The following is a 26729-nucleotide window of genomic DNA, read 5'->3' as shown; positions in this document are numbered from 1 at the left end:
GGGCGCACACCGTGTACGGGACGGTACGGCCGCGTGAGCGGGAAGTGGGGTGTGCGGTGTTGGACGACAGGGAGAGCGGCGTCGACGCCGAGGTGCCGGGGCAACGGCGGACTGAGGACGAGCCTGCCAGGGGTCTGATCGGCGCATTCGGGCGGCAGTTGAAGCTGCTGCGGACGCGGGCGGGCATGGAACGGGCCGAACTCGGCAGACGGGTCGGATACTCGGCGGACACCATCGCCTCGTACGAGCAAGGACGGCGGGTTCCGCAGCCACGGTTCATCGAGCAGGCGGACGAAGTGCTGGACGCGGGCGGGTTGTTGGTGGCGTTGAAGGGGGAGGTGGCCCGGGCGCGATACCCCGTCTTCTTCCAGGATGCCGCGCGCCTGGAAGCACAGGCGTCTGCCCTGAGCGTCTATGCCGTATACGCCGTGCCTGGCCTGCTGCAGACCGAGTCCTACGCCCGGGCCGTCTTCCACATGGAACGGCCTCTGCTGAGCGACGAGGTGATCGAGCAAGGGCTTGAGGCGCGCCTGCAGCGACAGGAGATCTTCAGCCGTCGGCCGGCTCCGCTGATGAGCTTCGTCATCGAGGAAGCGGTACTCAGAAGGCCGCTGGGCGGAGCTCAGGTTCTACGTGAGACGCTGGAGCACATCCTCGCCCTCGGCCAGTCACGGAACGTGGAGATCCAGGTCATGCCGACCGCGCGTTCCGACCACGGCGCGCTCGGGGGGCCCTTCACTCTGATCGACACCACTGACGGACAGCGGATCGCATACGCCGAAGTACAGGACCATAGTCGCCTCCACACGGACGCAAAGAGCGTACGTACGCTCGAAGCGCGTTATGGCATTCTCCGGTCACAAGCGCTGACCCCGAGTGAGTCGTCAGCGTTCATCGTGGAACTGATGGGAGAGACATGAGCGCTCAGCGGACCAAGCCGTCCGAAGGCGAAGTCGCGTGGTTCAAGAGCAGCTACAGCACCGGCAATGGCGGTGAATGCGTTGAGGTCGCTACTGTTCCCGCCGCTGTTCTGGTTCGGGACTCGAAACAGTCCGCCGGACCTGTCCTGTCGCTCGGGCGGCAGGCGTGGGCCGAGTTCGTGGGGCAGGCTACGCGCGACTGAGGCGGCAGACGCGCCCTGGGCCCGGCACCGAGTGGTGCCGGGCCCAGGGGTTGTCAGAAGTCGTCCAGCCCCTCCTCCCGGCGGATCATCCGCCAGGCCGCGCGGCGCGCACTGCGGTCGAGGTTGGACTTGAAGTCCCGGTCCGTCCCGAAGTACCGCTTGCCGAGCGTGTCGATCGTGGAGACATGGTCCATCATGTTCTCCTCGAACTTCTTGTCGAAGACGACGCCGAAGTTCTCCTCGTCGTTGACGAGAGCGGCGGCCCGGACCTTCGGGTCCTTCTTCGTCGCGTTGAAGGCCGGGAGGACGTCCTCCTCGGTGAACTCCGTGCCGAACTTGGCGTTGAACTTCTCGATCAGCTCCGACAGCAGCGACTTCTCGGCGTCCTTCCCGCCGCCGACCCCGTCGCCGAACCCCTTGAGTTCGGCGGGGCCTTCGGAGAGCAGGGACTTGTCGTGCTCGCCGGTCTTCTCGACGCGCAGATGGCTGAGGTCGACCTCGCCTATGTCGACACCGCCGTCCGCGAGGCGGGGCAGCCGGTTGAGCAGGTAGCGCCCGTACAGGTACAGCCGCTCCAGGTCGGCGTCCTGGTAGGGGACGATCTGCGCGAGGAAGCCGTACTTGCGGACGTAGTCGTTGAGGTTGGCCCGGAACTCCTCGGCGGCCTCGACGTCGTCTTCCTCCTCGCTCTCCAGGAGGGTGCTGAAGCGGATGACGGCGGGGGAGAGGAGCCGGTACAACTCGGCGTGCAGCTTCTCCCACTTGGACTGGGAGCCGCCGGCCTTCTCCTGGGCCTCGAAGTACGCGGCGACGAACGCGTCCATGTCCTGCTCCGAGATGATCGGCGCGGACATGACCCGACTCTGGGCCGTGTACAGGAGGTTCGGGTCGGAGGGCAGGGTGTGCGCCTCCTCGAAGTACGGGCGGAACGCGTCCTGGATGTCCTCGGCCTCGTTGACGAAGTCCAGGACGGCCAGGTCGGCCTGCGACTTGCGGTCGGCGGTGCGGTTGAGGCGCGAGAGCGTCTGCACGGCGGCGATGCCGGTCAGTGTCTTGTTGACGTACATCGTCGTGAGGAGCGGCTGGTCGAAGCCGGTCTGGTACTTCTCGGCGACGACGAGGATCCGGTACTCCTGCTGGCCCTTGCCACCGGCCTTCGCGGCCTTGTCGTCGGCGCGGGTGTAGCCGAACGCCTTCGGCAGCGCGCTCTCCGACAGACCGCCGTTCTCCTTGCTCTCGGTGGTCTCCTCGCCGTCGATGGTGAGGGAGCCGGAGAAGGCGACCAGGACGCCGAGGTCCGGGTACTTGGTGTCGTACTCGCGATCGGCGATGTAGCTGCGGATGGCACGGGCCATCTGCACGGCGGAGTGGCGGGACGCCGTGACCACCATGGCCTTGGCCCGGCCACCGAGCCGAGCGCGGGTGTGGGCGACGAAGTGCTCGACGATCACCTGGGCGTGCTGGGACACCGTGTGCTCGTGCATGAGCGCGAACCGGGCGAGCAGGCTGTTCGCCTTGGAGGGGTCGACCTCCTTCTCGTCGTGGTTGAGGTTCGCGAGCTTCCAGTAGGTGTTGTAGGTGACGTAGTTGCGCAGGGGGTCGAGGATGAAGCCCTCCTCGATGGCCTGACGCATGGAGTAGGTGTGGAAGGGGCGGTAGACGGTCTTGCCGTTCTCCACGCCTTCCGTGCCGAAGAGTTCGAGGGTCTTCGACTTGGGGGTGGCCGTGAAGGCGAAGTAGGAGAGGTTTGCGGCCTGGGAGCGCTCGACCGCCTTCGCCTTCAGCTTGTCCTCCACGGTGACCTTGGTCGCGCCCTCGTCGTCCGAGTCGGCGTCCAGGCCGAGGTCGCGCAGGGCCGACTTCACGGCGGTGGCGGCGTCGCCGGACTGGGAGGAGTGCGCCTCGTCGACGATGATCGCGAAGCGGGTGCCCTTGATCTCGGTCGGGTTGCTCTTGATGTAGTTCAGCAGCGCCGGGAACGAGTGCAGGGTGACCGTGACGATCTTCCCGGTGTCCCGGGAGAGGGCACGGGCCAACTGCTCGCTCTTCGATCCGTGCTTCTCGTCGACCTTCACGACCAGGCCGTCGGTCTGCGAGAAGCTGCCGACGGTCGCCGAGAGCTGGGCGTCCAGTGCGCGGCGGTCGGTGATGACGATGACCTTGTCGAAGACGGGTTCGCCGGGCTTGATGCGGCCGTCGGCGAGGGCATCGGGTCGCAGAACGTGCGGATCGCGGCGGGCGTGCAGGTCGCTGAGGCGGTGGGCCAGCCAGCCGATGGTGTTCGACTTGCCGGAGCCGGCGGAGGCCATGACCAGATAGTTCTGGCCGGCGCCGTGGACGGACGCGTGCGCGGTGAGCTTGCGGACCACGTCCCACTGGTGGAAGCGGGGGAAGATGGTCGACTTGGTGGTGCCGCCGCCGGGCGTCTTGTGCTTCTGCTGGTGCACGAAACGCTGGAGGAGGTCGAGCCAGTTGTCCCGCTGCCAGACCTCTTCCCAGAGGTAGGAGGTGGCGTACTTGCCGTGGGCCGTAGGCGCCGGGTTGCCGGCCCCGCCGGGCTGGCCGGGGCCGTTCGAACCGGTGTTGAACGGCAGGAACCGGGTGCTCTTGCCGCGGAGTTGGGTCGTGACGAAGACCAGGTCCGGGTCGACCGCGAAGTTCGCGATCACGCGACGCGTGAAGATCAGCTCGGTCGGATCGCGGTCGGTCCGGTACTGCTCCTTGGCCTGCTCGACGCCCTGACCGGTGAGGGGGTTCTTCAGCTCGGCGGTGGCGACGGGGATGCCGTTGAGGAACAGGGTCAGGTCGAGGCGGTGGCCCCAGTCAGCCTGCTTGGTGGCGTAGGGGAGCTCCCGGACGACGGTGAGGCGGTTGGCCCGGTAGCCGTCGAGGACGGAGTCGGCGGAGATGAGGTTGGGCTTGAAGTAGGCGACGCGGAGCAGGACCCCGCGGTCCTTCACGCCATTGCGCAGGACGTGGAGGAGACCGTCATCGGCGATGGCCCGGTCGAGGCGCTGCGCGAAACCGCGCTGCGCCTCGTTGGGGTTGCCGCCGTAGACGGTGAGGAGTTCGTTCCACTCGTCGGGCTGGGTCGCGCCGATGAAGGTGAACAGCTCGTTGGTGTCCAGACCGAGGTCGGCCTGGTAGTCCTCCGGGTTGGCCTCGCCCCAGCCTCGCTCGCAGAGGGCGGCGACGATGGCAGACCCGAAGGAGGACTCGTCGTGCACGGGGCTCATGCGGAGACTCCTTCGGCTACGTTGCGACCGCTGGCGGTGGATACGTCGAACTGGCCTGTTACTGCTGCGGTTATAAGAGCTTGGGAGCGTTCGGAAGCCAATGAGGCCGACCGCTCAATCGCTTCATTTAGCGGTCGTAGGCGATCGATCCACTGCCCGATTTCGCGCTGTTCGTCTGGCGGTATCACGGGGATTGGGATGCGTCCGAAAAGATCCCAATTTCGGAAATCGACGGCCCTTTCGCGGGTGCTGGTTGCGAAGTTCCCGAGGTACCCTTGTAGAGCCAAGATTCGAAGAAGCCTGCCAAGGAATCTGGCATCGCCGGAACGCTCTGGAAGGCACACGTGGTAGACAGGGCTGCAATTCCCCTCGGCCTCCGCGGTGCCGATGGCTCCTGCAAAACCATCAAGGCCATGAACGACGACGTCGCCAACTTTTACGTATTGACCCTGTGGATCTGTGGAAGCTGAAAGTGTGTAACCCTCGGCGCGTCGAGCTCCTCGTTCTGTTACTTGACCATCCCTGTAGGCGGTGATGACACCTACGTCCGGGGCAGCGGGTCTGACTACTTTGGCGAGGAGGCGGCGAAGTGGCAAAGCGGGCAAGCCTGCCGCCGGATCAACCAGCTGGCTAGCTCCTACATGTTGGAGGATGCGGCTGTCGACTCGCTCGTTGAGGAGTGCCAGTAGGCGGCGTTTCCTTGCCAAGATGCCATTGACCTTGGCGATCTCAGCATCAAGAAAGTCGGCAATTTGGGATTGTTCCTCCCTTTCGGGGTAAGCCCACCGGGATGCAAAGAAGGTACCAGTGTCCAGATTCTGGATACCCGTCGTCTGCTTGATTGCGGCCTGAGTAATCCCTAGCCGGTATGCTGCCGCGAAGGCGTACGTCAAGAACCGTGGATCAACGTCTGCGGGGGGAGCGATACGTGCGCAGAAGTTCGAGCATACGGCCCTTTCGGCCTCTGTGAACAGAACGGCCATTCCGACGGGCTGCTTCTCCCCGCCGCCAGACTTCTCCAGGATGAGATCGCCGTGGTTCAACAGGTGTTGTTGAAGGAATGGGGGACCCACATGGCGCAGGGGCGCGGTGGAGAGGTTGACGCCATGAGTCGTGCGATTGAAATCCGTACCGCGTACACAGTGGACATCGCTTCCGTCTTCGAGCGGGTCGCTACCCCAAGTTCCATTTCGGGAAAAGCTGATAAGGTTCTTGATTCGTCCACGAGTCCAGTGGGTCGGCGCCGAGCGAATCCACTGCTCTTGTGCAGTCGTCATTTTGTTACTTCCCCCAGCAAACCCTGAATCTCCGATTCCAGAGCCCGCAGCTCCGCGTCAATTTCTGTCAACGGGCGTGGCGGCTTGAATACGTAGAAGTGTCGGGTTACTGGGATCTCGTACCCGATCTTTGTTTTGCTCTGGTCGATCCACGCATCCGGAACGAACGGATGGACCTCCCGGGCTAGGTACTCCTCGACGTCCTCGCCCAGCGGAACGTTCTCATAGTCCCGCAGCTCTGTGTCCGGCTCGGGCTGGCCCTTGACGAGTTGGACCTCGCCCTCCGGGTCCCGGACGCCGATCACCTCGCGCAGCGCCTTGTTGAACGGCGCACCGGTGGGCCACGTCCCGCCGGCCTGGACTACCGCGTCCTTCAGGGCCAGCCAGGCCTCCTGCTTCGTCGCCCAGCTCGTACCCATCAGGGACTTGAAAGCGTCCGCCAAAGCCGGAGCCTGCGGAAGCTTCTGGATCGGCTTGGACGCCTCCAGCGCCCCCAGCGTCTCCTCCGACACCTCGAACCGCAGCTTCAGCGGGCGTTCCACCGTAATCCGCTGGTAACCGAAGTCCTCGTTCCAGAAGACCTTCACCTTGCCGTGCAGCGGGTGCTCCGCGTCCCCCGCCACCGCCAGGGCCTCGCCGTACAGCTTGACCACCGTGGCGATGTGGTCCTTGCCCAGCTCCTTGCGCTTGTCGCCCAGCGACTTGCGCATCTTCTGCCACTGATCCCGCGCGTCCAGCAGGACGACCTTGCCCTTGTGGTCCGGGCTCTTGCGGTTGGTCAGGATCCAGAAGTAGGTCGAGATGCCGGTGTTGTAGAAGAGCTGGTCCGGCAGGGCGACGATGCCCTCCAGCCAGTCGTTCTCCAGGATCCAGCGGCGGATCTCCGACTCACCCGAGCCGGCCGCGCCCGTGAACAGCGGCGAGCCGTTGAAGACGATCGCCAGACGCGAGCCGCCCCCGCCGTTCACGTCCACCGGCTTCATCTTCGAGATCATGTGCTGGAGGAACAGCAGCGAGCCGTCGTTGATGCGCGGCAGGCCCGCGCCGAAGCGGCCGGCCTCGCCGAGCTTCTCGTGCTCGGCCGTTACCTCGTCCTTGACCTTCTTCCACTCCACACCGAACGGCGGGTTGGCCAGCATGTAGTCGAAGGTCTTGCGCGCGTGGCCGTCGTCGGAGAAGGAGTTGCCGAAGGCGATGTTCTCCGGGTCCTGGCCCTTGATCATCAGGTCGGACCGGCAGATCGCCCACGACTCCGGGTTGAGCTCCTGCCCGTACACCTCCACCGTCGCGTCCGGGTTCAGCTCCGTGATCAGGTCGTCCATCGCGGAGAGCATGCCGCCCGTGCCGCAGGCCGGGTCGAGGACCGTGCGCACCGCGCCCGGAAGCTGGAGCGCGTCGCCGTCTGGGGCGACGAGCAGCCGCACCATGAGCTGGATGACCTCACGCGGGGTGAAGTGCTCACCGGCCGTCTCGTTGGACTGCTCGGAGAAGCGGCGGATCAGCTCCTCGAAGATGTAGCCCATGTTGTGGTTGGGCACGACCTCGGGACGCAGGTCCAGGTCGGTGAACTTGCCGATGACCTGGTACAGCAGCCCCGCGCCGTCCAGCCGCTTGATCTGCTGGGCGAACTCGAAGCGGTCCAGCACACCGCGTGCGTTGTCGGAGAAGGCCCCCACGTACACCGCGAGGTTCTTTGCCGCGTTCTGCGGGTCCGCGGCGATCTTCTTCAGCCTCGATCCACCGCGTGATTTTTGATCGCGCAGTGTGATTGCTTTTCGGGGTGGGTTTTCGGTTTGGGGCAGGGCGGGGTTCCGGATGGCCGTTCCGGTGGCGGGTTCTCCGAGGTCTTCCAGGTCGTGGGTGGACGGCGGGGTCTGGCTGCTCAGGTCTGCATGCGCTGGCCGGTGGCGGTCCACAGGCCGATGAAGTCGTCGGCCCAGCGCCAGTGTTGGGGCAGGTGCAGCACGAGGCGTCGTCCTGGGCGGGCGATGCGGGCCGGGACGGTGATCAGGTGGCGGCGGATGGTGCCGGTCCGGGCCCGTGCGTGGAAGGTGGAGGTGAGGTGGCCGGCGGCGCGGGTGAGGTTGTAGGCGGCTGCCGCCAGGGTGAGCCAGGCCGCGTTCGCGGTGAACTTCCCCGAGGGCAGGTGGGCCAGGGCGGAGTCCTCCAGGTCGGCGAAGACCTGTTCCACCGCGGCGTGAGCGCGGTGCATGGGCTCGGCGTCGGTGAGGACGAAGACGCTGTCGGTGAAGATCGCGTGGTGGCGCCAGACGGCGAACAGTTCGCTCTGCCCGTCGGGGACCGTCTTGGGGTTCAGCCGTTTCACGCGGCGCACGATGAGCCGGGCGGTGGCGCGGAAGGCCTTCTTCTTGCTGGTGAACGCGGTGAAGCCGATCTCGGCGATCTCTGCGTCGGAGATCCAGCGTTCCTCCTCGTCGTCCCAGATCGCGTCGGTGTACTTGATCGATCTCCAGGCGTCGGGATCGATCGTCTCGATGGCTACGCGGATCGTCTTGGTGACCGCGACGGCCAGGGAGAAGCGGGCGCCGGCCTTGCGGCAGGCGTCCACGACCTTGTGGGAGAAGTAGGCGGAGTCCGCGCGGACGATGATCTGTGCGGTGATGCCCATGGACCGCACCGCCGCGAGGGCCTCGCGCAGCAGCGAGGCGGCGCCCTTGCCGGAGCCCGCCGAGCCCTTGCGCAGCCTTGTTGCGACGATGACCGGCGCGCAGGTGGCGGTCTTGACGGTGACGATCTGGAAGTGGAGGCCGCGGACCTTGGTGTAGCCGAAGGAGGCGCCCTGCTTGGCCGGGCCGTAGACCTGCTTGACCTTGGAGTCGATGTCGACGAACACCACCTCGTCCCCCTTCGGGACGAAGCCCGTGTGGGCGGCCAGATTGCAGGTGAACGCGCGTACCGCCGCCTCCAGTTGACGCACGTGTCCCCAGGTGAAGGCACGCAGGAACGTGCCGAGCGTGGACGGTGCCCGCACCCCTGCGAAGAGTTTCGGCAGCCCGCCGTGCCGCAGCACATCCAGGTCGTCGATGGAGTCCGCGCCGGCCACCATGCCTCCCACGACGCTCATCGCCTTCGCGTCGGCGGCCGTCCCGGCGCCGTTCTTCGCGCCGGTCAGCTTGACCTTCTCGGCGACCAGGGCCGGCAGGCCGCACCGCTCGGCCAGCCGGATCACCGGGACCAGTCCGGCATGCGCGATGAGATTCGGCTCGTCGAACGCGGCGAACACCCGCGCCGGGCTGTGGAACAATTTCACTCGAGAGGTGCCTTGCTGATCGTGCCTGATGTGAGCGTAGAGAACTCTCATCATCGCAGGTCACAAGGCACCTCTTCGTTCCCGGCCCTCACGCCGACCGGTGATCACACGGTGGATCGAGGTTCAGGGTGAGCGTGGACGTGTTGTAGAAGGCGTGGCCGGAAGCCTTGCGGAGGAACTTGTCCGCGATGATGTCCTGGCCCTCGAACTTCGTCACGGTCTCCGCGACCTTCTCGCGGGTCGGTTGCAGCACGCACTCCAGTCGCCGCAGCACCGTGAACGGCAGGATGACCTTGCCGTAGTCGGACTGCTTGTAGTCCCCCCGCAGGAGGTCGGCGACGGACCACGCGTGGTTCGCCAACTCCGTGTGCTTGCTGCTGTTCAAGACTTCTTCCGCTTCCCTTCCGGGGCCGGTACGGATGACTGTGAGCGCGGCGGGAGGGGGCGCTCCTCATCCGTCCGCGTCAAGGGTGGGGGTAGTTCCAGAGCCTAGGTGGGCTCCGGCACCAGCTGCCCGCCCGTGAGCCCCCCGCTCACGAGCCGTGCCGTCTCCTCGGCCAAGTCCTGTGCGCGCCGCGCCTGTTCGCGCAGCGCCTCCACATGCCGGAAGGCCTCGCCGTACCGTCGCTGCTCCGCCAGCGGCAGCAGCGGTACGCGCAGCCGCCCCGGGCTGAGGTGAAGCGACGAGCTGCCGGTCGAGGCGCCGGCCAGGTTGGCCTCGGAGCTCAGGAAACCGAGGAGGAACCAGGGGTCCAGCCGCGCCGGGTCCGGCCGGAACAGGTGGACGCCGGCCCCCAGCAGGGCGCCGGCCTCGGCCTCGCCCGCGACCCGGGCCACGGGGCCGGTGCCACCGACCAGGTTGCGGACCAGGACGTCGCCCACGACGATCTCCGGCATCTGCTCGGCCTGCGCGTCCGGGGCTTGCCCCGTCGGCCCGGTCCCGCGGGCGATGTCGCCGCCCGTCAGAGTGGGCCGGCGTTCCCCGCCGTTGGCGCCCGCCTCCGCGTCCTCCGTCTCGGCGACCGTCGCCCGCGGTGAGACCGGAACCGCACGCAGTACTTTCAGCGCCCCGCCTCGAGCCAGGTCCGACACCGTGGCCGTGCGCCACTCGCGGGCCGAAGCCCCCGCGGCGTCCCACGACGCCGTGCCGGCCAGCTCGGCCACCGTCCGCACCGCCGCCGCCAGCCCTTCGCGGGCCGCCGCGGCCTCGCGGGCCAGTTCCTGCGGGTCGACGTCCGCCTGCGAGGCACGCACCTGCCGGGCCGGGGTCACGTCGACCACCTCGTCGAGCAGGTCGACCACGCTCACCGCCCGCGCCACACCGGCCTGCGCCTCGAACCCGTCCGGATCCTCGGCGTACGCCGTCCACGCCGAGACGATCTGCTCGGTCACCCGCGCCCAGTCCACTGAACCCGAACGGGTGCCGCCGCGCCCCGGCACCGACGGCTCGCCCACCGTGTCGACGAAGAGCACCGTCTGGTACGCCGGCCGGGTCGGCTCCGGCCGCTGCAGCACCCACACCTGCAGGCCGATGTGGAGCGGGATCGCCGCTCCCGGTGGCAGGGCCGCAACCGCCCGCAGCGCGCCGCTGCGGATCAGCTCGGCGCGGATGCGGCGGCCGGAGGAGCGGGACGCCGTGGCCGGCGGGAGGAGCAGCACGGCGTGGCCGCCCGGTTCGAGGTGGGCCAGCGCGTGCTGGACCCAGGCCAGTTCGGACTCGGCGCGGGGCGGGAAACCGTATGCCCAGCGCGGGTCGTAGGCCAGTTCGTCGTGGCCCCAGTCCCGGTCGCCGTAGGGCGGGTTGCACAGCACGGCGTCGACGGTGAGGTCGGGGAAGGCGTCGGCGCGCAGACTGTCACCCGTGCGCACGGTGATGTTCGCCCCCTCCTCGGCCGTCAGGGTCAGGCCGACCGCGGTGCGCCGTGCCTGGACGGGAAGGCTGTCCTGCCCGTACAGCTCGCGCGCGCCGCGCGCGGCGGCGGCCGACAGCAAGGTGCCACTGCCGCAGGCGGGGTCGAGGACGCGGGCCGGGGAGCCCGGGATCAGGCGGGCCAGCAGGTCGGCGAGCGGGGCCGGGGTCCGGTAGGCGCCGCTGGCGGCACTGTCCTCCAGCTCCCTCTCCGCCAGGACGCCCAACGCCGTCTGGGCGCTTTCGTCGCGGACGCAGAGCAGCAGGGCGCGCAGGACCGTGGTGTCGGCGGCGGTGAACCGGACGGGTTCCGTGTCCGGCACCACGTCCGCGACCCCGGCCGCCGCGTCGTTCGCCTGCTTCACCAGGTCGGCGTCGGGCAGCGCGAGGAGATCGGTGAGGCCGTCGGCGGGGCGGCGGGCGGCTGCCAGGACCAGCAGGAGCAGGCCGGACGCGCCGGCGCCGGCCGGCTCGCGGAGACGCAGGGTGGTGCGCAGCTCCCCGCTGGGCGTGGCCGCCGTGTGCTGTCCGCGTGAGGCGAGCCAGGCGCGGACCTCCTCCAGGTCGTACAGCGGGCTGCTGTCCGTGCCGCCCGAGGGTGCGGGGAAGTCGTCGTGCCGGCGGCGCCAGTTGCTGACGGTGGCGCGCGTGACGCCCGCGATGCGGGAGATCTCGGCGGCTGTCACCTGGGCGGACGGTGGGGGTGGCTGCGGCATGGGTGTGGTCCTGGCTCCGATGGTCGGCGTGGTTACACCCTACAGCACACGTCAACTCCCGCAAGCCGTTGGACAATGCTTTCACGGTCGTGTTTACATGTAGTCGCTTCCGCCGGTGAGCGGCACTCTACGGCGTGAAGCGTCACTTCCCTTGCCACAGTCATGTCTTCGAGCGCCCAGCCCCATGTCCTGCCCCCCTCTCGGCGGGGGCGGGGGGCGTGCGGCGCCTCGGGGGGCAGGCGAGGGCCGACCGACCGCCGCCCGTCAGTTCCCCTCCCCTTCACATCCATACAAGGAATGACCTCATGGGCTACCCGAACATCCCCGGCACGCCGTCCTCTCCCTCCCCTTCGTCCCCGTCCCCCGCCTCCGCGCAGCCGTCGGCCGGGCGGAAGCCGTCGGGGCGCGGAGCGCGGCTCGCCCACGGTGCCTCAACGCTCCTCGCGCTGATCGCGGCGCCCCTGACCCGCCCGCGCAGGACCGTCCTCGCCGTGGCCGCGACAGTCGTGGGCTGCTCCCTGTCCGCCTGCTCCGGCATCGGCGGCAACCAGACCGACACCGCGCCGCCGGACGCCACCGTCAGCGCCTCGCAGGACACCCAGGGCGCCGAGGACGCGCAGGACACCCAGGACGACTCCGACAGTGACACCTTCACCGTCGCGCTGGACAAGACCGCCACGTGGAAGAACGGCATCAAGGCGCACCTGAGCGGCTTCGGCCGGGGCACCTCCGGCGAGTACGCCAGCCCGTCCGGCAAGGCCTACCTGGCCTTCTCCGTCACCCTGCAGAACGGCTCCAAGTCCGCGATCGACCTGAGCATGGTCAGCCTGTCCTGCCCGGACGGCGCCGAGGAGATCTTCGACACGGACGCCGGCTTCAAGGGCACGCCGGACACGCACCTGCTGCCGGGCAAGTCGCAGACCTGGAAGGCGGCCTGCGTGTTCTCCAGGACGGCCAGGAGTGCCCAGATCGAGATCACGCCGACCGACACCTCCGGCTCCGGCTGGTACCGCACGGCCATCTTCACCGGCCAGGTGCAGTAGCCCGGACCGCGGACGGGACCCTGCCGGGTGCCGTCGTCGTCTCCGCACGGCGGCGGCTCACGCCTCCGCCGGCATCGGGTGCACCCCGATGCCGGGCCCACGGGCCCGCCCGCACCCACGCCCGATCACACACCATGTGCGGCCCCGCTCACCACCACCCGCGACCTGGAAGGCCATCGTGACGATCATCGAGCGCACAGAGCTGATCCGTCGCTTCGCCGACGACTTCACCGCCCTGCAGGAGGCCGTCCTCGCCCGCATGAACGGGATCTGCGCTCCGGAGAGCGCCGCGGCCTTGGAACACGCCTCGCTCGCCGGTCCCATCACCGTCGCTCTCGCCCACGCCGATGTCCTCGCCCGCGGGGCCGTCCGGCGAGCGGAACTCTCGGTGCGGCCCCCCGAGCGGCTGCGACGGCTGCGAGCACACGCGCGCAGGGTGCGACGGGCCCGGTCGCAGGCGGAGGCCCTGTACAAGGAGCAGCGTGCCCGCCGCCTCACCGGCCGCTCCCGGCCGGTGGACACGCTGGAGCTGAGGGTGGCGCGCAGGGCGTTCCCGGCGGCCTTCGCCGAGTCCCTGCGGCAGGAACTCCGCGACAGGGGACTGCCGGACGGCACACCGCAGGCGCCGGAGAGCGACCTCGCCCGGTGGGCCTGGGGCCGGAGAACGGCAGGCGACGAACTGCCGGCGCCGGTGCGTGAACTGCGGGACTGCGACGACGACGCCTTCGTTCAGGCCCTCCTGCGCGATGCCCGGGAGGAAGAGAACCCGTACCTCCCGCATGACGCGGTGGTCGACCGGTGGAGCCGCCATGCCCGTGCCGCGCTGGCCTGGGGCCGCTACACGATCGGCCAGGCCGAACGGGACGTACTCACCTGCTCTCTCTCCGTACGACGCACCCGACTTGACGCCCTGGACGACGCCTATCAGGACACCGCGGTTCTCGCTGCTCGCTCCCGCGAAGCCCTGCTCCGGGTCGCGGACCTCCACGACCGGATGCGGACCTGTGTGACCACGGGGCCTCTCGCGGAGCTCATCGCGCGGTGTCGCGCCGCGGCTCTGGCGCGCTTCGCCGACGCCGAGCCCGAGTCGTGGCACGGCGTGCGTGAGCTGACCGTGAGGCACCAGGCGCACTGCCCCGAACGGGCCGACGACTGCCCGCACTGTCACCGCGCTCTCGCCGCCGTCCTCGCCGACGCCCATCCCGCCGACACGGGCGAGGACGGCGACGGCGAACATCCGACGGCAACGCTCCCGGCTGACGAGGACCGCTACGCCCTGCTTGCCGACCTTCCCGACACCGCCGTCGTGGCCGTCGCCGACGCCGCCGTCGGTGACGAGTCCGCACTGTGCGGCTACGGCTGGGCTGCCGAGGACGGGACCACCGGATACGGCGACTCCTTGGCCTCGAGCAGTGGTGAAGCCGAAGTCATCGGTATCTGCGCTGCCGCCCTCAGCCTCCTCGAGCACCACGAGGACGCACCCGTGGTCCTCCTGTGCGACAGCACCGAGGCGGTCGGCGCAGTCGACGCGGCCCTGCGCTCCGCCGACCCGACAGCCGCCCACCGCACCCTCCTCTTCCCGGAGAGCCGGCAGCTGATGGACCGCCTGGTGCGCCACCGCCACCGCGTTCAAGTCCGCTGGCTCAAAGGCCACATCGGACACGACCTCAACGAAACCGCCGACGCCTTCGCCCGCCTCGCCCTCCGCCGCGCCAACGGCCGCATCCTTCCCTTCGCCGCCCGGAAGGAGGAGGCGCGGATCCTGCGCTCGCTCGGCTCCGGGGTCGGCCCCCTCTCGGTCGCTGCCTGAGCCCATGGCCCGAGGCGGACAGCCGCAGGTGACGCGAGGCAAGTTGACGGTTCTCCACATCCTGTTCACACCATCTGCACAGGTAACCTTCGGTTGCAGGGTGCATCGATTGGTGTGCCTGGGTGATCGCGGTGGTTGCTGCGACCGCTGCGAGTGCATCGCCCTCAGTGAAGCTCTGGTCATGTCTTCCGGGCGGCACTGCCATGGACGCTTGTGGAAACGGTGGGGGATGGGTGGAACGTCTCTGTGTGTTGGGCGCCGTTGGGCTGCGTCGGGTAGTGGCAGTCGAGGGCTGCGCCCGAGGGGGCGTTCGATAGCGGCCCGTTGTCGGTGACGGGTTTAGGGTGACGCGGAAGACCGTTCCATGCCGGGGAATTTCACGAACAGGGCATTGGAACCTCTCTTTTGGGGATAGAGTGGACCGTTCTTATCAGGCATGGCAGGAAGTGCTGGCCGAGGAGTTCTTCGGACGGCAGCACGCCGGCCACCCGACGCTGTTCTACGTCGACGACGACGTGGAGCAGGAGCTCAGGCACGGATACGGCCTGGAGGAGCCCCTCGCCCGGTGCGTGGGCAGGTTCCTGCGGTTGGGGACCGCGGAACCGTACAGCGCGCTGGAGGACTACCGCTGGCGCAGGCGGCAGCAGGACAAGGACGGCGTGCCCGCCTTCCTGCCGCTGCTGGCCTGCTCGGTGCTGGCCGCGTCCCGGATGGTGAACGACCGGAACCACCGGGCCACCGCCTACCACGCCCGCTTCTCCGAGCTGCTGACCGGCGACGGGAAGCAACTGGGCAGCCACCACTACGAGCCCGTCTCCCGCATGTGGCAGGTGCTGGCCTCCTGGCAGCACAGTCAGAAGGGCGCGCGGGGCCTCTGTACCCTTCCCGCCCCCGCCGACCTGCCCTCCAACCGCAGCATGATCGGGTTCGCCCAGTCCCAGGCGCTCCTCAGCGGCGCGGACCGGTCCTTCATGCCGAAGTTCTTCCGGTCGTTGCGGGAACACGGCACGACCTGGCCCCTGCCGGGGGAGACGCTGCTGGCCCAGATCGAGATCCGGGGCATGGAGCAGCACTTCTCCAAGGGCTTCCGCAACGCCCTGCAGGAGGAGGAGTTCCGCCCCTTCCTCGCCAGGCTGATCGGCAACTACGCCGCTTCCTGGGACGGTTCGGAGGAGCTGGTGCCCACCGGTGTCACCCGGGCCGAACTCCTGGTGCGGCTGGACGCGGGGCGTCTCAGCTGGGTGGCGCGCCTGCGGTCCGCGGAGCAGAAGAAGCGCATCGAGCTCAAGGGCGGCGCCGTCCTCGAGCAGCTCGGCGACACCGCCTACTACGAGGTGACGGGCCTGCCCGCCCCGAGCGCGGACACCCTCACCCGGGGCATCCGCCGCGACGGGGACAACCTGGTGCTCAGCCGCCCCTCCTCCTCCGTCCTGGTGCTCGCACGGGACGACGTGCTCGGCGTCTGGGCCGGCACCGACGGCTTCCGCCCGGGAGAGGCACACGTGGTGCTCGCCGCCCCGACCGCGCAGCGGGACGTGCAGCGGCTGCTGGACAAGGCCGCGACCACGGGCCGGAGCGCCGACACCAGCAAGCTGGCCTGGGTGCCGCAGGGCTGGTCCCTGCACAAGCCCGTCACCTTCGACGACGCGCTCACCCTGCGCCGGGCGCTCCAGGAGGTCCAGGGCGCGGTCGGCCTCCTGCAGCCCCCGGCCCAGTTCAAGCTCCGCCTCGAGGGCGGACTGAGGCTCGCGCCCTCGCTCGATCCCCACTTGTACCTGCGGGGAGGCGAGCCCCAGGTGGTCCTCCCGGACGCCACGGAGGGCACGGGCACCCTCCTGGTCGACGGAAAGGAGCGGCCCGAGCTCAGGAAGGCGATCGCCGCGGGCCGCCCCGTCCCCCTGGCCGTACTCCGGCTGGAGCCGGGCCGCCACACGGTGAGCTGTGCAGGCGTGGAGATCGGCTTCGCCACCGCGGACCAGGCCGTCGTCGAGCCGAAGACGACCAAGGTCTGCGGCTTCACCGTCGTGGACGGCAAGGCCTCGGAATCGCCCTCCCTCCTCGACGGGCAGACCCTGCCGACCGGCATCACCGGCGCCGACTGCACGAGCGTCACCACCCAGGACGCAGCAGCCGTCATGGAGCTGTGCCGTCGGGACGCGGACGAGGTGCTGTTCGCGGCGACCGACGGACGCCTGTGGATGTTGGAGGCTCCGGAGCAACCGGACTGGTGGACGGAACGTCTCCCCGACACCCCCGCCCCGCTCCGCTTCGAGGCCGACTTCCACGGCATCGGCGGCTGGCTCCTGGAGCGCCGGAGCGGACGCTGGAAGGGCCGCCCGGTGAACCCCGGAACGCCGAAGCCGAAGAGCGCCGGCAACCCGCGGGCCTGGGCCCGCGCCGTCCTCAACGCCCAGCAGGCGTCCGTCGAGCCCTCGTGGGCCGCGTACGTGCAGGCAGCGAAGGAGCTGGACCGATGACGGGACCGATGAGCAGCAACGAGTTCGGTGGGATCCTCCTGCGCTGGCTGAGCGAGAGCCGCAGCGGCAGGGCGTCCGCACTGCGCGACGGGGTCCGCAGCCAGGCCCAGGCATGGGGCCTGGAGCTGAAGGAGTACGCCGACTGGGACTGGACGCGCAAGGCCGCCGCCCTCTGTCGACGGTCACGTAATTCGGCTCTGGCGCTGATCTTGTGACGCTACCGGTGTCAGTGGCGTCTGTGATCGTGACTCGTCGCAGGTCGCGGCGCACCGCCCCCGCGGGTTCCTGCTTCGGTATCCGTCAGTCGCTTCGCACCAGGGCCATCCGCCCGTTTCCCGTCAACCCACCGTGAACTCGTCGTAGATGTCCAGCAGGTCTTCGTCCTTCGGTACGTCCACCTCGGTCAGCGTCTCGCGGCAGACTACGGCGGTCAGCCTGACCAGCTCCAGCAGGCCCGGGAAGGATGAGCTCTCCACGAAGTGAGGCTGCCCATCCTCTGCCCAGGAAGCCGACCGAAGTGCACCGTGCCACTCCTCGGAGGCGTCTCCGAGGACTACATGAAGCGGTTTTTGCCGGAGACGCAGCGACAAGAAGTGCACCGCTGTGTCCGCGATCGCGCCGCGTAGGAAGTCGTGCGTGGCGGTGCCAGGCTGCTCATCTTCGATGACACAGTACATGCCCAGAGTCGGAACGGGCCGACACGCGCGGACGAGGCGCCGCCGTACAGACGCGGGCAGCTCCATGAAGGACGGAAACCCAGACGCCCCGGCCAACGCGGAGACCGCCACCCGCTCCGCGTTGTCGACTCTCTCGCCGTCAACGGCCACTGTCGTCAACTCAGGGGGTTCTGAAGGGTTCCAGTCAACGACGCACACGACCCCGTCGGCTATTACTTGACGCACATCTCATCCTTGTTCGTGCGGTAGTTCGTGTCGTAGTTGAACACCATCGAAGTGATTGTCTTGCCCCTCCGGAGATCATGAAATTTGACTCTGGAGCTGATCTTGTGGACGCAGTCGGGTCAGGGCGTGAGGAGTATGCGCTTGCGGAGGAAGTCGAGGTTGGCTCGTCCATACCCTTGCCTTTTGAGTAGTTTCGTCCTCGTGACCTGTCCCTCGACCTGACCGGAGCTCCAGGGAGTGGAGAGCCCGGCCATGACAGCGTTGATGTCGCGGCTCAGTCCGTTGATCAGGGAGTGCAGGGCGGGCAGGTCGTCGGCGAGGACGCGCTCCATCCAGGCGGGCAGTTGGTCGCCCCGCAGGTCGCGCATCATGGCGGCGAAGTCACGGACGTGGTGGGTGACGGCGTCGAGTTCGGGACAGCTGGTCCGGATCTCCTTGAGATCGGCGGCATCATCGGCTGTCAGGTTTCCGAGGTCGGTCATGATCCAGCGGACGATGCGGCGGGGCCGTGGAGCCGGACGGTGCACGGGTGGCGCGGCGGTGGCGGCCTTGAACGGGCGGAGGTAGCGGCGGACGGTCTGGATGCTTCCGGCGAAGCCCAAGGCGACAATCTCCTGGTGGAGCTGGGCACTGTTGTGACAGCCCTCGTTCCACCGCTGGTGGAGGTAGGGCGTGTACTCGTCCAGGATGGTGGAGCGGTTCGTCGCTTTGACCAGCAGTTCGTCGACGCTGGTGGCGCGGGCGAAGCGGCGCACGGTGGATCGGTCCAGCCGGAGTTTCCGGCAGATCTCCTCCAGTGTGCTGCCGTCGTCCAGGAGGTGTCGCACGGCGGCGTAGCGTTCCCTGGTCCGGGTCACCAGGCGGCGCTCTCGTCCGCAGACGTCGAGCATCTCGGCAGCCGGTGCCGGCGGTGACGTCTGCCAGATATCGTCGCTGGCTGGCGGGGCTGTCGGTACGGTGTTCTCGAACGCGGTCCGGACGCAGGCGTGGTGGGCGGAGACAGTTTTTTCCACGGCCTCGCCGAGGTTGTGCCACAGATGCCAGGCATCGGCGACCTGCACCGCTTGCGGGGCTCCGCTGCGGGCGCCCTCGGCATAGGCTCCGGCCCGGTCCCGGCAAATGATCTCCACTTCCGGATGGCCCTTCAACCATGCAGCCAGCGGTTCGGCATCCCGGCCGGGCAGCACGTCCACCGGGCGTCGCCTCTCCAGGTCCACCAGGATCGTGGCGTACGAATCGCCCTTCCGCAGCGCGAAATCGTCGACACCGAGCACGCGGATCTCACCCATGGGTTCCTCCGGCGTGGCGCGGACCAGACGTAACAGCGTGTCCTTGGCGACCTGCAGGCCCAGCACCCCGGCCAGGCGAGCGCCCGCGCGGCCAGCCAGCGCGAGAGCGATCGAGGTCAACTGCTTACGCACCAGTGGCGTGTAGCGGGCATGCGGGCTCGTCAGCCCCGCGATCTGCTCGGCGAACGTCACCGCCGGGCACGCGGGGTTCGGGCACTTGAACCGCCGCACCAGCAGCTCGATCACCACACTGGCCCCACCGACCGCGGCATCCGCGAGCCGTCGCATGTACCGGCCGTGCACCCGGCCCGACGCACTACCGCAATGCGGACAGTCCGCACCCGCCGAGCGGGCCCGCGCACGCATCGTGACCACCCCGACCGCAGCCCGCTCGACCAACTCCACCACGACACCAGCCAGATGAGGGAACAACACCTCGAAACTCCGCGAAGAACACGCGAGCCATGATCACAGCCACCACTGACACCGACAGCGTCACAAGATCAGCGCCAGAGCCCGTAATTCCCCAGGAGCTGGACGGGGTGTGTGGGGCGTCCGTCCTGTGGCTGACGGAAACTGTTCGACGGACCGGGCCGGGACAGGCCATGATGCGCACTCGTGAGGGCGATGAAGCAGTACGTGATCCGGGCCGCCGCCCGCAACAACGCCGAGTGGTGCGCGTCGATGAGCCGATCGCACGGTTTGACGGGCGAGTTCGGGTTGCAGGCTTGGGCCGTCCCGGCCCGACCGCCGCTGTACTACCCCGACGCGGTGACGCTGGTGCCGGGGACCGATGCCGCCGCGCTGGTGGAGCGGATCGACACCGCCGCTCCCGGCGCCTGCGTCAAGGACAGCTTCGCCGACCTCGACCTGGCGGGGGCCGGCTTCAAGGTGCTGTTCGACGCGCAGTGGATCCACCGCCCAGCGAGCGCGCCGACTACCTCACCGGATCTCGCCTGGGATGTGGTCAGCGACCGGGACATGCTGCGGGCCTGGGCCCTTGCCTGGGATGACGGGGACGGCAACGCGGACCTCTTCCGGCCCGAATTGCTCGCTGACCCGGCCACGTTCGTGCTCGTCGGACACTCCGCTGACGGCCTGGTGGCCGCCGGGGCGGTGGCGAGCCGCAACGACCATGTGGTCGGAATCTCCAACGTCTTCGCGGTGGAGGGCGGCGCTGACCGGGCCTGGCCGGTGGTGCTGGACGCAGTGCACCGGCTGTTCCCGACCCTGCCCGTGGTTGGCTATGAGCGCGGCGCGGACCTGGACGCCGCCGTCCGCCATGGCTTCGAGGCGGTCGGTCCGCTGCGGGTCTGGCTGCACGGCTAGTTGATTTGCGGGTCAGGTCCTGTCGGCGGTGGGGAACGCGATGACTTTCGGTATCGACTTCGGCACCAGCAACTCCGTGGTGGCCCACTGGAACGGGCACACCACCGAAGTGCTGCCGGTCGACGGCGACAACGTGCCCGCCCAGTGGCAGATGTCGGAGTTCGAGCAGCTCTTCCCCTCCGTGCTGTCCGTCCGCGACCTCCAGCGCACCCTCTGCTTCGGCTGGGAGGCGAAGACCGGCACCAGCGAGCCGCTCGATGCCGTGAAGCGCATGCTCGGCACCCGCTCCGGTGCCGAGAAGGACGGCGACGTCGACGGTCTCGAGGCCGCCGTCCAGCTCGAGGAGCACCACGTCTGGGTCGGCTCGGAGAAGTTCCACAGCACGGTCGCGGCCGCCTCCCTCTTCAGCCGCATGAAGGAAGGCGTCTCCGCCCAGCTGCTCGACCTCTCCGACGCGGTCGTCACCGTCCCCGCCAAGGCGACGGGCGGCGCCCGCTACCGCACCCGTGCCGCGGCAGCGCTCGGCGGAGTGAAGGTCCGGGCTCTGCTCAACGAGCCCACCGCGGCTGCGATCTCGTACGTCCGCGACGTCCCGATCCCCGGCCGTTTCCTCGTCTTCGACTGGGGCGGCGGAACCATCGACGTCACCGTCCTCGAATACGACGACGGCCTCTTCGAGGAGCAGACCTCCCGCGGTATCACCGCCCTCGGAGGATTGGAGTTCGACAACGCGCTGGCCCAGCTGATCCAGCAGAAGATCGGCCTGACCGCGGACCTGCTCACCAAGGCCGAACGACGCCGGTGGCGACGGTCGGTCGAGCTGACGAAGATCGCCCTGTCCTCCGTGCCGGTGGACGGCGCGCTCTTCTTCGACCTCCCGGTCGGCCTCGCCCCCTCGATCTCGAGGCGCGAGGTCAGGATCACCGCGGCCGAGTACACCGAGGCGATCACCCCGCTCATCACCCGTGCCCTGGAGCCGGTTCAGCAGGCCCTGGAAGACCTGGCCATCACCCCGGACGACATCGACTCCGTCCTGATGATCGGCGGCACCTCGCAGATCCCCCAGGTGCGCCACGCCCTGGGCGAACTCCTCGGCCACGACCGCATCGTCGACAGCGGCCTGTGCCGGCCCATGACCGCCGTCGCCCGAGGCGCGGCCATCTATGCGGCCTCCCTCGACGGCGAACTCGGCGACGACAGCGACTTCTCCCTGGTGACCAGCTACGACCTGGGAACGGCCGTGAGCGCGGGCGAGCAGAAGGGCTTCCGCGCCATCATCCGACGCAACGCCACGCTCCCCGCAGAGGGTTCGGCCAACTTCTACCCGGACACGCCGGGCGCTTCCTTCGTGCGCGTGCCGGTGATCGAGGGCGAGGTCGGCTACCCGGCCGACAGCGACCGTGCCTTCCCCCTGGCCAACATCGAGGTGAATCTCCCGACCCGCGAACAGGACACCCGCCGGAACAAGATCGAGATCAAGTTCCGCTACAACGAGAGCGGCATCCTGCGCTTCACCGCCACCCACGCGGAGACCGGCGTGGTGCTTGCCGAGCGTGAGATCGACTCCTTCGGCCCCGACGGCACCCCACTGCAGCACGGCCTCGACGATGAGCTGACCCGCCTTTTGGCCCACACCGTCCGCCCGTTCGCCGACGGCTCCTCCAACGTCCGACACCTCTCGGCAGCCGAAACGGCCAACGCCCGCCCCGCACCGATCGACATGTCCGTGCGCGTGGTGGAGGCCGACCCTGCGGTAACGGTCAACGGCGAGCCGCAGGGAGTGGTGACGGGGGGACTTTGACCGACCGCTGGACTCTGTTGCGCAATTTCCGGGTGCGCCGATAGCTCGCTCCACTGCTGCGGCAGGAAGGCGGCGGATGGACACCGTCTACTCCATCTGCGCAGTTGGCGCGAATAGCGCAGCAGAGTCGCCCTGGGTGGTCGCCGGAGGCGGTGGATTGGCCCCAGGATTCCGACACTGACGAGGACAACGAGGACCAGGCTCCATGGTGACGTGAGCTGCCCCGAGTTTCGTAGAGTCCGGTGATCTTGTTTCAGGCGGACTGCGGGGCTTGCTCCGACTTCCGCCAGTAGTCGTGTTCGTGTTCAGCAGGCGGTAGGTAGTCGAGGGCGGAGTGGAGCCGTTCCTCGCTGTACCACGTGACCCATTGGAAGATCGCCTGCTCGACCTGGTCGAAGTCCTTGCACCGAGCCAGTCGGCTTGCCGGTCGTGATCTCTTCTCAGGAAGCTGACCTCCATCTTGAATCAGTGATTGCGGAAAAAGAGCCGACGGTGAGAATCGCACCTCGTTCGGCGGCCATAAGGAGCAAATCTGCCCCCCGATTCGAGGAGTACCAAAGACCCAATACGTCGCTGCTGCTCGGGCTGGAAGGAATGGCTTCGACACGCCACCGAGCAATCAAAGAGGGCGTACAGGTCGAGCGCTAGGGTGTTTAGCGATCAAGAGCGCAGAGGGTCGGCGCTCATTTGGTTCGCGGTGCCTCTGATGCCCGGTATTCGCGTTCCTTCCTGCGTTCGCAGGCGAGCATTCACCTTTGTGAGAGAAAGACGGAGCGGTGCGAGGAAAAAGGACAAACACAACTCGAAACGCTCGCACGGGACGGTTGGCCGCGTTGGCCACTGGGGCGGTGGCGTTGGCGATGCTGACCTCGGCCACTCCGTCCGAACAGACGAAACCGGACGCCGGCTGGGGCTTCACGCACACGCAGTACAGCGCCGACGAGGGCAGCGACAGCGCCACCACGCACGTCGAGGGCCTGCTCTCCGGGACCGGGATGCCGGAGAACCAGCACATCATGGGGTGGGGCGTGGGCAATCCTGAGCCGGTCAAGGGCCGTTACGACTTCGAGGAGATGGACCGCCGTATCGACTTCGTGCGTAAGTCGGGCGGCACCCCGGTCGTGACGCTGTGCTGCGCCCCGGACTGGATGAAGGGCGGCCAGGCGGGCGCCGACAACACCAACTGGAGCCGGTCCGCCCTGGAGACCGCCCCGACGCCGGATCACTTCAAGGACTTCGCCACCCTCGCCGCCACCGTCGCCAAACGTTATCCGGACGTGCGCCACTTCGTCGTCTGGAACGAGTTCAAGGGCTTCTGGAACAGCTCCAAGGCCCGCTGGGACCACGAGGGCTACACCGAGCTGTACAATCTCGTATACAAGGCGCTCAAGCAGGTCGACCCCAAGATCATGGTGGGTGGCCCGTACCTCGTCATGGACAGCGTCGACCCGCGGCAGAAACAGGACGCCTCCACGACGCTGCGCGGCCCCTGGGGTGCCATGGACCAGCGGGTCCTGGACGCCTTCGCCTACTGGAACAAGAACAAGGTGGGCGCCGACTTCGTCGTCGTGGACGGCTCCAGCTACACCAAGGACGACGACCTGCTGCCCGACGAGTTCGCCGCCACCGACAAGTTCACCGCCGTCGGTGCCTGGGTGCGGCAGCAGACCCACGATCTGCCGCTGTGGTGGGCCGAGTACTACGTGGAGCCCGCCGACGGCAACGGCGACCGCAAGGGCTGGACGGAGGACCACCGTGTCGCCGTGCAGGCCACCGGGATGATCGCGATGGTCAAGGGTGGTGCCTCCTCGGGCTTCTACTGGAACCCGGAGGAGGAGAAGGGCACCGACTGCCCGGGCTGCCTCTGGACGCCGACCGACACCACGGGCGGCGGCAAGGCGCTGCCCATGTACGACCTGGTCTCCCGGTTCGGCAAGGAGTTCCCCCCGGGCACCGAGTACCGGACGGTGCCGGTGGCCAAGGACGACGTCCCCAACGTCCGGGTCCTCGCCACCGACAAGGTCGTCCTCGTGGTGAACACCCTCGACCGTACGATCGGCGCGCAGGTCGACGGCAAGAGGTTCGACATGAAGGCGTACGAGGTGAAGTGGCTTCAGCGCTGAGCCGCATGGGGCTCCCGCGCCGATCCGCTCCACCTCGTACGCCGGATGACGATCAGCCCTTCCCCATGGTCGGGAACCGCTGCACCAGCGAGGCCGGCAGCACCGCGAGCAGGGGCAGGGAGAACCAGAAGCTGCTCTGCAGCAACCGCAGTTGACGCACGCCGGGTCTCACCGCGACCCGAAGCACCTCGCGGGCCGTGAGCATCAGGACCAGTGCCACGGCTGCGAGCCCCCCGACCACCGACCACGGTGTCCAGGGCACCCGCTGAATGCAGAACCTTCACTGAAGGTAGTGGGGTGATTACAGTGTGTTGAGTCAACCCCGTATGATGGGTGGGGCCATGGAGACTTCGACCTTTGTGTCCCGCATGCGACGTTCCGGCCGGGTGCCGGTCTCGGTGGGGGGTGCGGCTGCCCGGGCGAGCGTGTTCTCGGTGACGGGCACCGTGCTGGCGGTCGCGGGACACCACGTCGTGTTCGACGTCTCACCATCCTGGGCCGACCGTGGGGTCCTGGCCGGGCTTCTCCTCGCCCTCGCCTTTCCTGCCTCTGGTCGACCGAGCCTCATCACACGTCAGTTGGGGCTCGCCTTGGGCACGCAGGCGCTCGGAGTGTGCTGGTTCACCGCGAACGCAGCGCCTGCGTACGACCGGTTGTCCGGGTCCTGGCCCATGGTGATGGCCCATGTCGCCATGACGGTGCTGATTGCCTTCCTGCTGCACGGCGCAGACGACGGCAGCTTCATCCTGTTCCGGACGGCGGCGGCCGAACTGCGCTCGCTGTGTGCCTGGTTGTGGAGCATGCTCTTCCCGCGTCCCGGCGCCGAAATCCCGGTCATCGCACCTGCGACGGCACTCCCACTCTCCGGACCCGCACGCGCTTCCCCGCATGAGCTCATGCCGGCGGACTGCGTCGTACGCAGAGGCCCCCCTCTCGGCATGCCCTGCACAGCCGCCTGAAGGCCGGTCGTGGACACCTTGTGTCCTTGATCGGGCGGTCGGCTGCGCATCCGCGCACGGGCCAGAGTTCGCACTTTACGAGGCTGCCTCGCGGGCTGCCTCAAGGAGGATCTACATGTCCACGACGGTCGTTGTGATCGGGGCGGGCCCTTACGGCCTGTCCACCGCCGCGCATCTCACGGCGCGCGGCCTGCACGTCAGGGTCTTCGGCTCGCCGATGGCGAGCTGGGCCGAGAACATGCCCGCGGGCATGCTGCTGAAGTCGCCGCCGAGCGCGTCGGTGCTGTCCGCGCCGGAGCAAGGGTTCACGTTGGATGACTACTGCCGGCAGACGGGGGAGACCCGGCTGACCGGACACGATGCGGTGCCGGTCGAGGTGTTCGTCCGCTACGGGCGGTGGTTCGCCGAACAGTGGGTGCCAGAAGTGGAAGACGTCCGGGTGCTCGGCGTCGACCGTCAGGCCGACGGTTTCCATCTCAAGCTCGCCTCCGGTGAGGAGCGGCGGGCGGCGGCAGTCGTCGTGGCCAGCGGCCTGGACGGATTCGCGTACGTGCCCGAACCGCTGTCCGCCCTCGTCCCTGAAGGGCTGGTCTCGCACAGCTCCCAGCACGCCGACCTCGGGAAGTTTGCCGGCCGGGACGTGGTCGTCGTCGGTGCTGGGCAGTCCGCGCAAGAGAGCGCGGCGCTGCTGCACGAGGCCGGGGCACGTGTCCAGCTCGTCGCCCGCACGGACAAGTTGGTGTTCGGGGCTGGGCCGACGCCTCCGCCGCACTGGCAGCCGGACACCCCTCTCGGGCGGTCCTGGGGCCTGTACGCGTTTGTCCATCAGGCAGCGGCTTTCCGTTTCCTGCCCAAGGCCACCCGGCTGCGGCTGGTGCGGCGAGTACTGGGGCCGTTCGGCTCCTGGTGGCTCAAGCCGCGCCTGGACGGGGTGGTGCCGGTGCACCTGGGGCAGCACGTCATCGCAGCCCAGCGCGATGGTGACGGTGTCACCTTGACCACCCGGGACGGCGATGGACGGACCCGCACGATCGAGACTGCCCACGTGTTGGCCGCCACCGGTTACCGGGTCCACCTGGACGCACTGGACTTCGTCGCTCCCGAGGCGCGGTGCGAACTGGCACGTACGGGTGGGTTCCCGGCCTTGGACGCCGGACTGCAGTCGACCGTGCCTGGCCTGTACTTCACCGGCATCCAGGCGGCGGCGACCTTCGGACCGCTGCTGCGGTTCACGTGCGGTACGAAATTCGCGGCACCGCGGCTGGCCGCCGCTGTGTTCGCGAACAGGAGGGGCTGACCGGGCGGCCGGTCGGACGGCCCCGGGCCGACCGGCCGTCGAGTCGACGCGCCTGTATCGGACGGGCCTCGATCGTCAGCTGGTGACGCGGCAGTGAGGGGAGCTTCTCTGTCGTCGCCGCAGCGGTGGTCCACGCGAGTGCCGGGACCGCCGCTGCGGCGACGAGC

The 26729-nt window shown here is 68.5% G+C and carries 19 protein-coding genes and 2 pseudogenes; 11 read left to right on the top strand and 10 right to left on the bottom strand.

All coding sequences use genetic code 11. The annotated features are described in order from the left end of the window. The first annotated feature begins 59 nt into the window (after window positions 1–59). The gene (locus ACX25U_RS06250; protein WP_454389525.1) at window positions 60–920 is read left to right on the top strand and encodes a helix-turn-helix domain-containing protein; all 861 of its coding nucleotides are present in this window, start codon (window positions 60–62) and stop codon (window positions 918–920) included. After that, complete coding sequence (locus tag ACX25U_RS06245) at window positions 917–1123, top strand: DUF397 domain-containing protein (RefSeq protein ID WP_454389524.1); 207 nt, start codon at window positions 917–919, stop codon at window positions 1121–1123. The genes ACX25U_RS06250 and ACX25U_RS06245 overlap by 4 nt, the downstream gene beginning before the upstream one ends. A gap of 53 nt (window positions 1124–1176) precedes the next feature. Here the strand turns inward: ACX25U_RS06245 and ACX25U_RS06240 are convergent, their stop codons facing one another. The 6 genes and pseudogenes from ACX25U_RS06240 to ACX25U_RS06215 form a co-directional block, all read right to left on the bottom strand. Next, window positions 1177–4359 (bottom strand): type I restriction endonuclease subunit R, encoded by a 3183-nt coding sequence (locus tag ACX25U_RS06240; RefSeq protein ID WP_454389523.1) that lies wholly within the window; start codon window positions 4357–4359, stop codon window positions 1177–1179. After that, complete coding sequence (locus ACX25U_RS06235; RefSeq protein ID WP_454389522.1) at window positions 4356–5636, bottom strand: hypothetical protein; 1281 nt, start codon at window positions 5634–5636, stop codon at window positions 4356–4358. Before ACX25U_RS06235 ends, ACX25U_RS06240 begins: the two co-directional genes overlap by 4 nt. Further along, window positions 5633–7405 carry an HsdM family class I SAM-dependent methyltransferase gene (locus tag ACX25U_RS06230; RefSeq protein ID WP_454394126.1) on the bottom strand — a complete coding sequence of 591 codons (1773 nt, stop codon included), beginning with the start codon at window positions 7403–7405 and terminating at the stop codon, window positions 5633–5635. The genes ACX25U_RS06235 and ACX25U_RS06230 overlap by 4 nt, the downstream gene beginning before the upstream one ends. Window positions 7406–7518: 113 nt before the next feature. Then, window positions 7519–8907 (bottom strand): IS1380 family transposase, encoded by a 1389-nt coding sequence (locus ACX25U_RS06225; protein ID WP_454385070.1) that lies wholly within the window; start codon window positions 8905–8907, stop codon window positions 7519–7521. A 124-nt stretch (window positions 8908–9031) separates the two neighbouring features. Next, a pseudogene (locus tag ACX25U_RS06220) lies at window positions 9032–9292 on the bottom strand (type I restriction-modification system subunit M N-terminal domain-containing protein); the annotation flags it as partial. A gap of 104 nt (window positions 9293–9396) precedes the next feature. Then, window positions 9397–11532, bottom strand: a complete 2136-nt coding sequence (locus ACX25U_RS06215; protein ID WP_454389521.1) for an N-6 DNA methylase — start codon at window positions 11530–11532, stop codon at window positions 9397–9399. A gap of 305 nt (window positions 11533–11837) precedes the next feature. Here ACX25U_RS06215 and ACX25U_RS06210 point away from each other — a divergent pair, with 305 nt between their 5' ends. From ACX25U_RS06210 to ACX25U_RS06195, 4 genes are all read left to right on the top strand, one after another. Continuing rightward, the gene (locus tag ACX25U_RS06210) at window positions 11838–12575 is read left to right on the top strand and encodes a hypothetical protein (RefSeq protein WP_454389520.1); all 738 of its coding nucleotides are present in this window, start codon (window positions 11838–11840) and stop codon (window positions 12573–12575) included. A gap of 178 nt (window positions 12576–12753) precedes the next feature. After that, window positions 12754–14385: an RNase H family protein gene (locus ACX25U_RS06205; RefSeq protein WP_454389519.1), complete on the top strand. Its 1632-nt coding sequence runs from the start codon at window positions 12754–12756 to the stop codon at window positions 14383–14385. 416 nt (window positions 14386–14801) lie between these two features. Continuing rightward, entirely contained in the window at window positions 14802–16862 is a 2061-nt protein-coding gene (locus ACX25U_RS06200) for a hypothetical protein (protein ID WP_454389518.1), read from the top strand. Then, window positions 16859–17077 (top strand): hypothetical protein, encoded by a 219-nt coding sequence (locus ACX25U_RS06195; RefSeq protein ID WP_454389517.1) that lies wholly within the window; start codon window positions 16859–16861, stop codon window positions 17075–17077. Before ACX25U_RS06200 ends, ACX25U_RS06195 begins: the two co-directional genes overlap by 4 nt. A gap of 123 nt (window positions 17078–17200) precedes the next feature. Here ACX25U_RS06195 and ACX25U_RS06190 read toward each other — a convergent pair whose 3' ends face one another. After that, window positions 17201–17338 (bottom strand): hypothetical protein, encoded by a 138-nt coding sequence (locus ACX25U_RS06190; protein ID WP_454386227.1) that lies wholly within the window; start codon window positions 17336–17338, stop codon window positions 17201–17203. A gap of 545 nt (window positions 17339–17883) precedes the next feature. Further along, entirely contained in the window at window positions 17884–19458 is a 1575-nt protein-coding gene (locus tag ACX25U_RS06185) for an ISL3 family transposase (protein ID WP_454394124.1), read from the bottom strand. Between the two features lie 222 nt (window positions 19459–19680). On the opposite strand from ACX25U_RS06185, the gene ACX25U_RS06180 reads away from it, so the two are divergent. Together ACX25U_RS06180 and ACX25U_RS06175 are read left to right on the top strand one after the other, a co-directional pair. Then, the gene (locus tag ACX25U_RS06180) at window positions 19681–20382 is read left to right on the top strand and encodes a hypothetical protein (RefSeq protein WP_454394122.1); all 702 of its coding nucleotides are present in this window, start codon (window positions 19681–19683) and stop codon (window positions 20380–20382) included. A 40-nt stretch (window positions 20383–20422) separates the two neighbouring features. Further along, window positions 20423–22183, top strand: a complete 1761-nt coding sequence (locus ACX25U_RS06175) for an Hsp70 family protein (RefSeq protein WP_454389516.1) — start codon at window positions 20423–20425, stop codon at window positions 22181–22183. A gap of 253 nt (window positions 22184–22436) precedes the next feature. Here the strand turns inward: ACX25U_RS06175 and ACX25U_RS06170 are convergent, their stop codons facing one another. Beyond that, window positions 22437–22688, bottom strand: a complete 252-nt coding sequence (locus ACX25U_RS06170) for an integrase core domain-containing protein (RefSeq protein ID WP_454389515.1) — start codon at window positions 22686–22688, stop codon at window positions 22437–22439. Between the two features lie 355 nt (window positions 22689–23043). Between ACX25U_RS06170 and ACX25U_RS06165 the strand changes: the two genes are divergently transcribed. Further along, window positions 23044–24306 carry a GH39 family glycosyl hydrolase gene (locus tag ACX25U_RS06165; RefSeq protein WP_454394120.1) on the top strand — a complete coding sequence of 421 codons (1263 nt, stop codon included), beginning with the start codon at window positions 23044–23046 and terminating at the stop codon, window positions 24304–24306. Window positions 24307–24358: 52 nt separating this feature from the next. Here ACX25U_RS06165 and ACX25U_RS06160 read toward each other — a convergent pair. Further along, window positions 24359–24571 (bottom strand): annotated as a pseudogene (locus ACX25U_RS06160) (hypothetical protein); the annotation flags it as partial. A gap of 181 nt (window positions 24572–24752) precedes the next feature. Here ACX25U_RS06160 and ACX25U_RS06155 point away from each other — a divergent pair. Both ACX25U_RS06155 and ACX25U_RS06150 read left to right on the top strand, forming a co-directional pair. After that, window positions 24753–25265 carry a hypothetical protein gene (locus ACX25U_RS06155; RefSeq protein ID WP_458633805.1) on the top strand — a complete coding sequence of 171 codons (513 nt, stop codon included), beginning with the start codon at window positions 24753–24755 and terminating at the stop codon, window positions 25263–25265. Between the two features lie 115 nt (window positions 25266–25380). Next, the gene (locus ACX25U_RS06150; RefSeq protein WP_454389513.1) at window positions 25381–26562 is read left to right on the top strand and encodes an NAD(P)-binding domain-containing protein; all 1182 of its coding nucleotides are present in this window, start codon (window positions 25381–25383) and stop codon (window positions 26560–26562) included. Window positions 26563–26729 lie beyond the last annotated feature (167 nt).

Source organism: Streptomyces sp. JNUCC 63 (assembly GCF_054366325.1).
This window is presented reverse-complemented; position numbering and strand designations above follow the sequence as displayed.

Coding starts and splice junctions, on each gene's coding strand:
- ACX25U_RS06150 (WP_454389513.1), top strand. CDS start 25,381: ATGTCCACGACGGTCGTTGTGATCGGGGCGGGCCCTTACGGCCTGTCC.
- ACX25U_RS06240 (WP_454389523.1), bottom strand. CDS start 4,359: ATGAGCCCCGTGCACGACGAGTCCTCCTTCGGGTCTGCCATCGTCGCC.
- ACX25U_RS06180 (WP_454394122.1), top strand. CDS start 19,681: ATGAAGCAGTACGTGATCCGGGCCGCCGCCCGCAACAACGCCGAGTGG.
- ACX25U_RS06175 (WP_454389516.1), top strand. CDS start 20,423: ATGACTTTCGGTATCGACTTCGGCACCAGCAACTCCGTGGTGGCCCAC.
- ACX25U_RS06210 (WP_454389520.1), top strand. CDS start 11,838: ATGGGCTACCCGAACATCCCCGGCACGCCGTCCTCTCCCTCCCCTTCG.
- ACX25U_RS06195 (WP_454389517.1), top strand. CDS start 16,859: ATGACGGGACCGATGAGCAGCAACGAGTTCGGTGGGATCCTCCTGCGC.
- ACX25U_RS06235 (WP_454389522.1), bottom strand. CDS start 5,636: ATGACGACTGCACAAGAGCAGTGGATTCGCTCGGCGCCGACCCACTGG.
- ACX25U_RS06245 (WP_454389524.1), top strand. CDS start 917: ATGAGCGCTCAGCGGACCAAGCCGTCCGAAGGCGAAGTCGCGTGGTTC.
- ACX25U_RS06215 (WP_454389521.1), bottom strand. CDS start 11,532: ATGCCGCAGCCACCCCCACCGTCCGCCCAGGTGACAGCCGCCGAGATC.
- ACX25U_RS06165 (WP_454394120.1), top strand. CDS start 23,044: ATGCTGACCTCGGCCACTCCGTCCGAACAGACGAAACCGGACGCCGGC.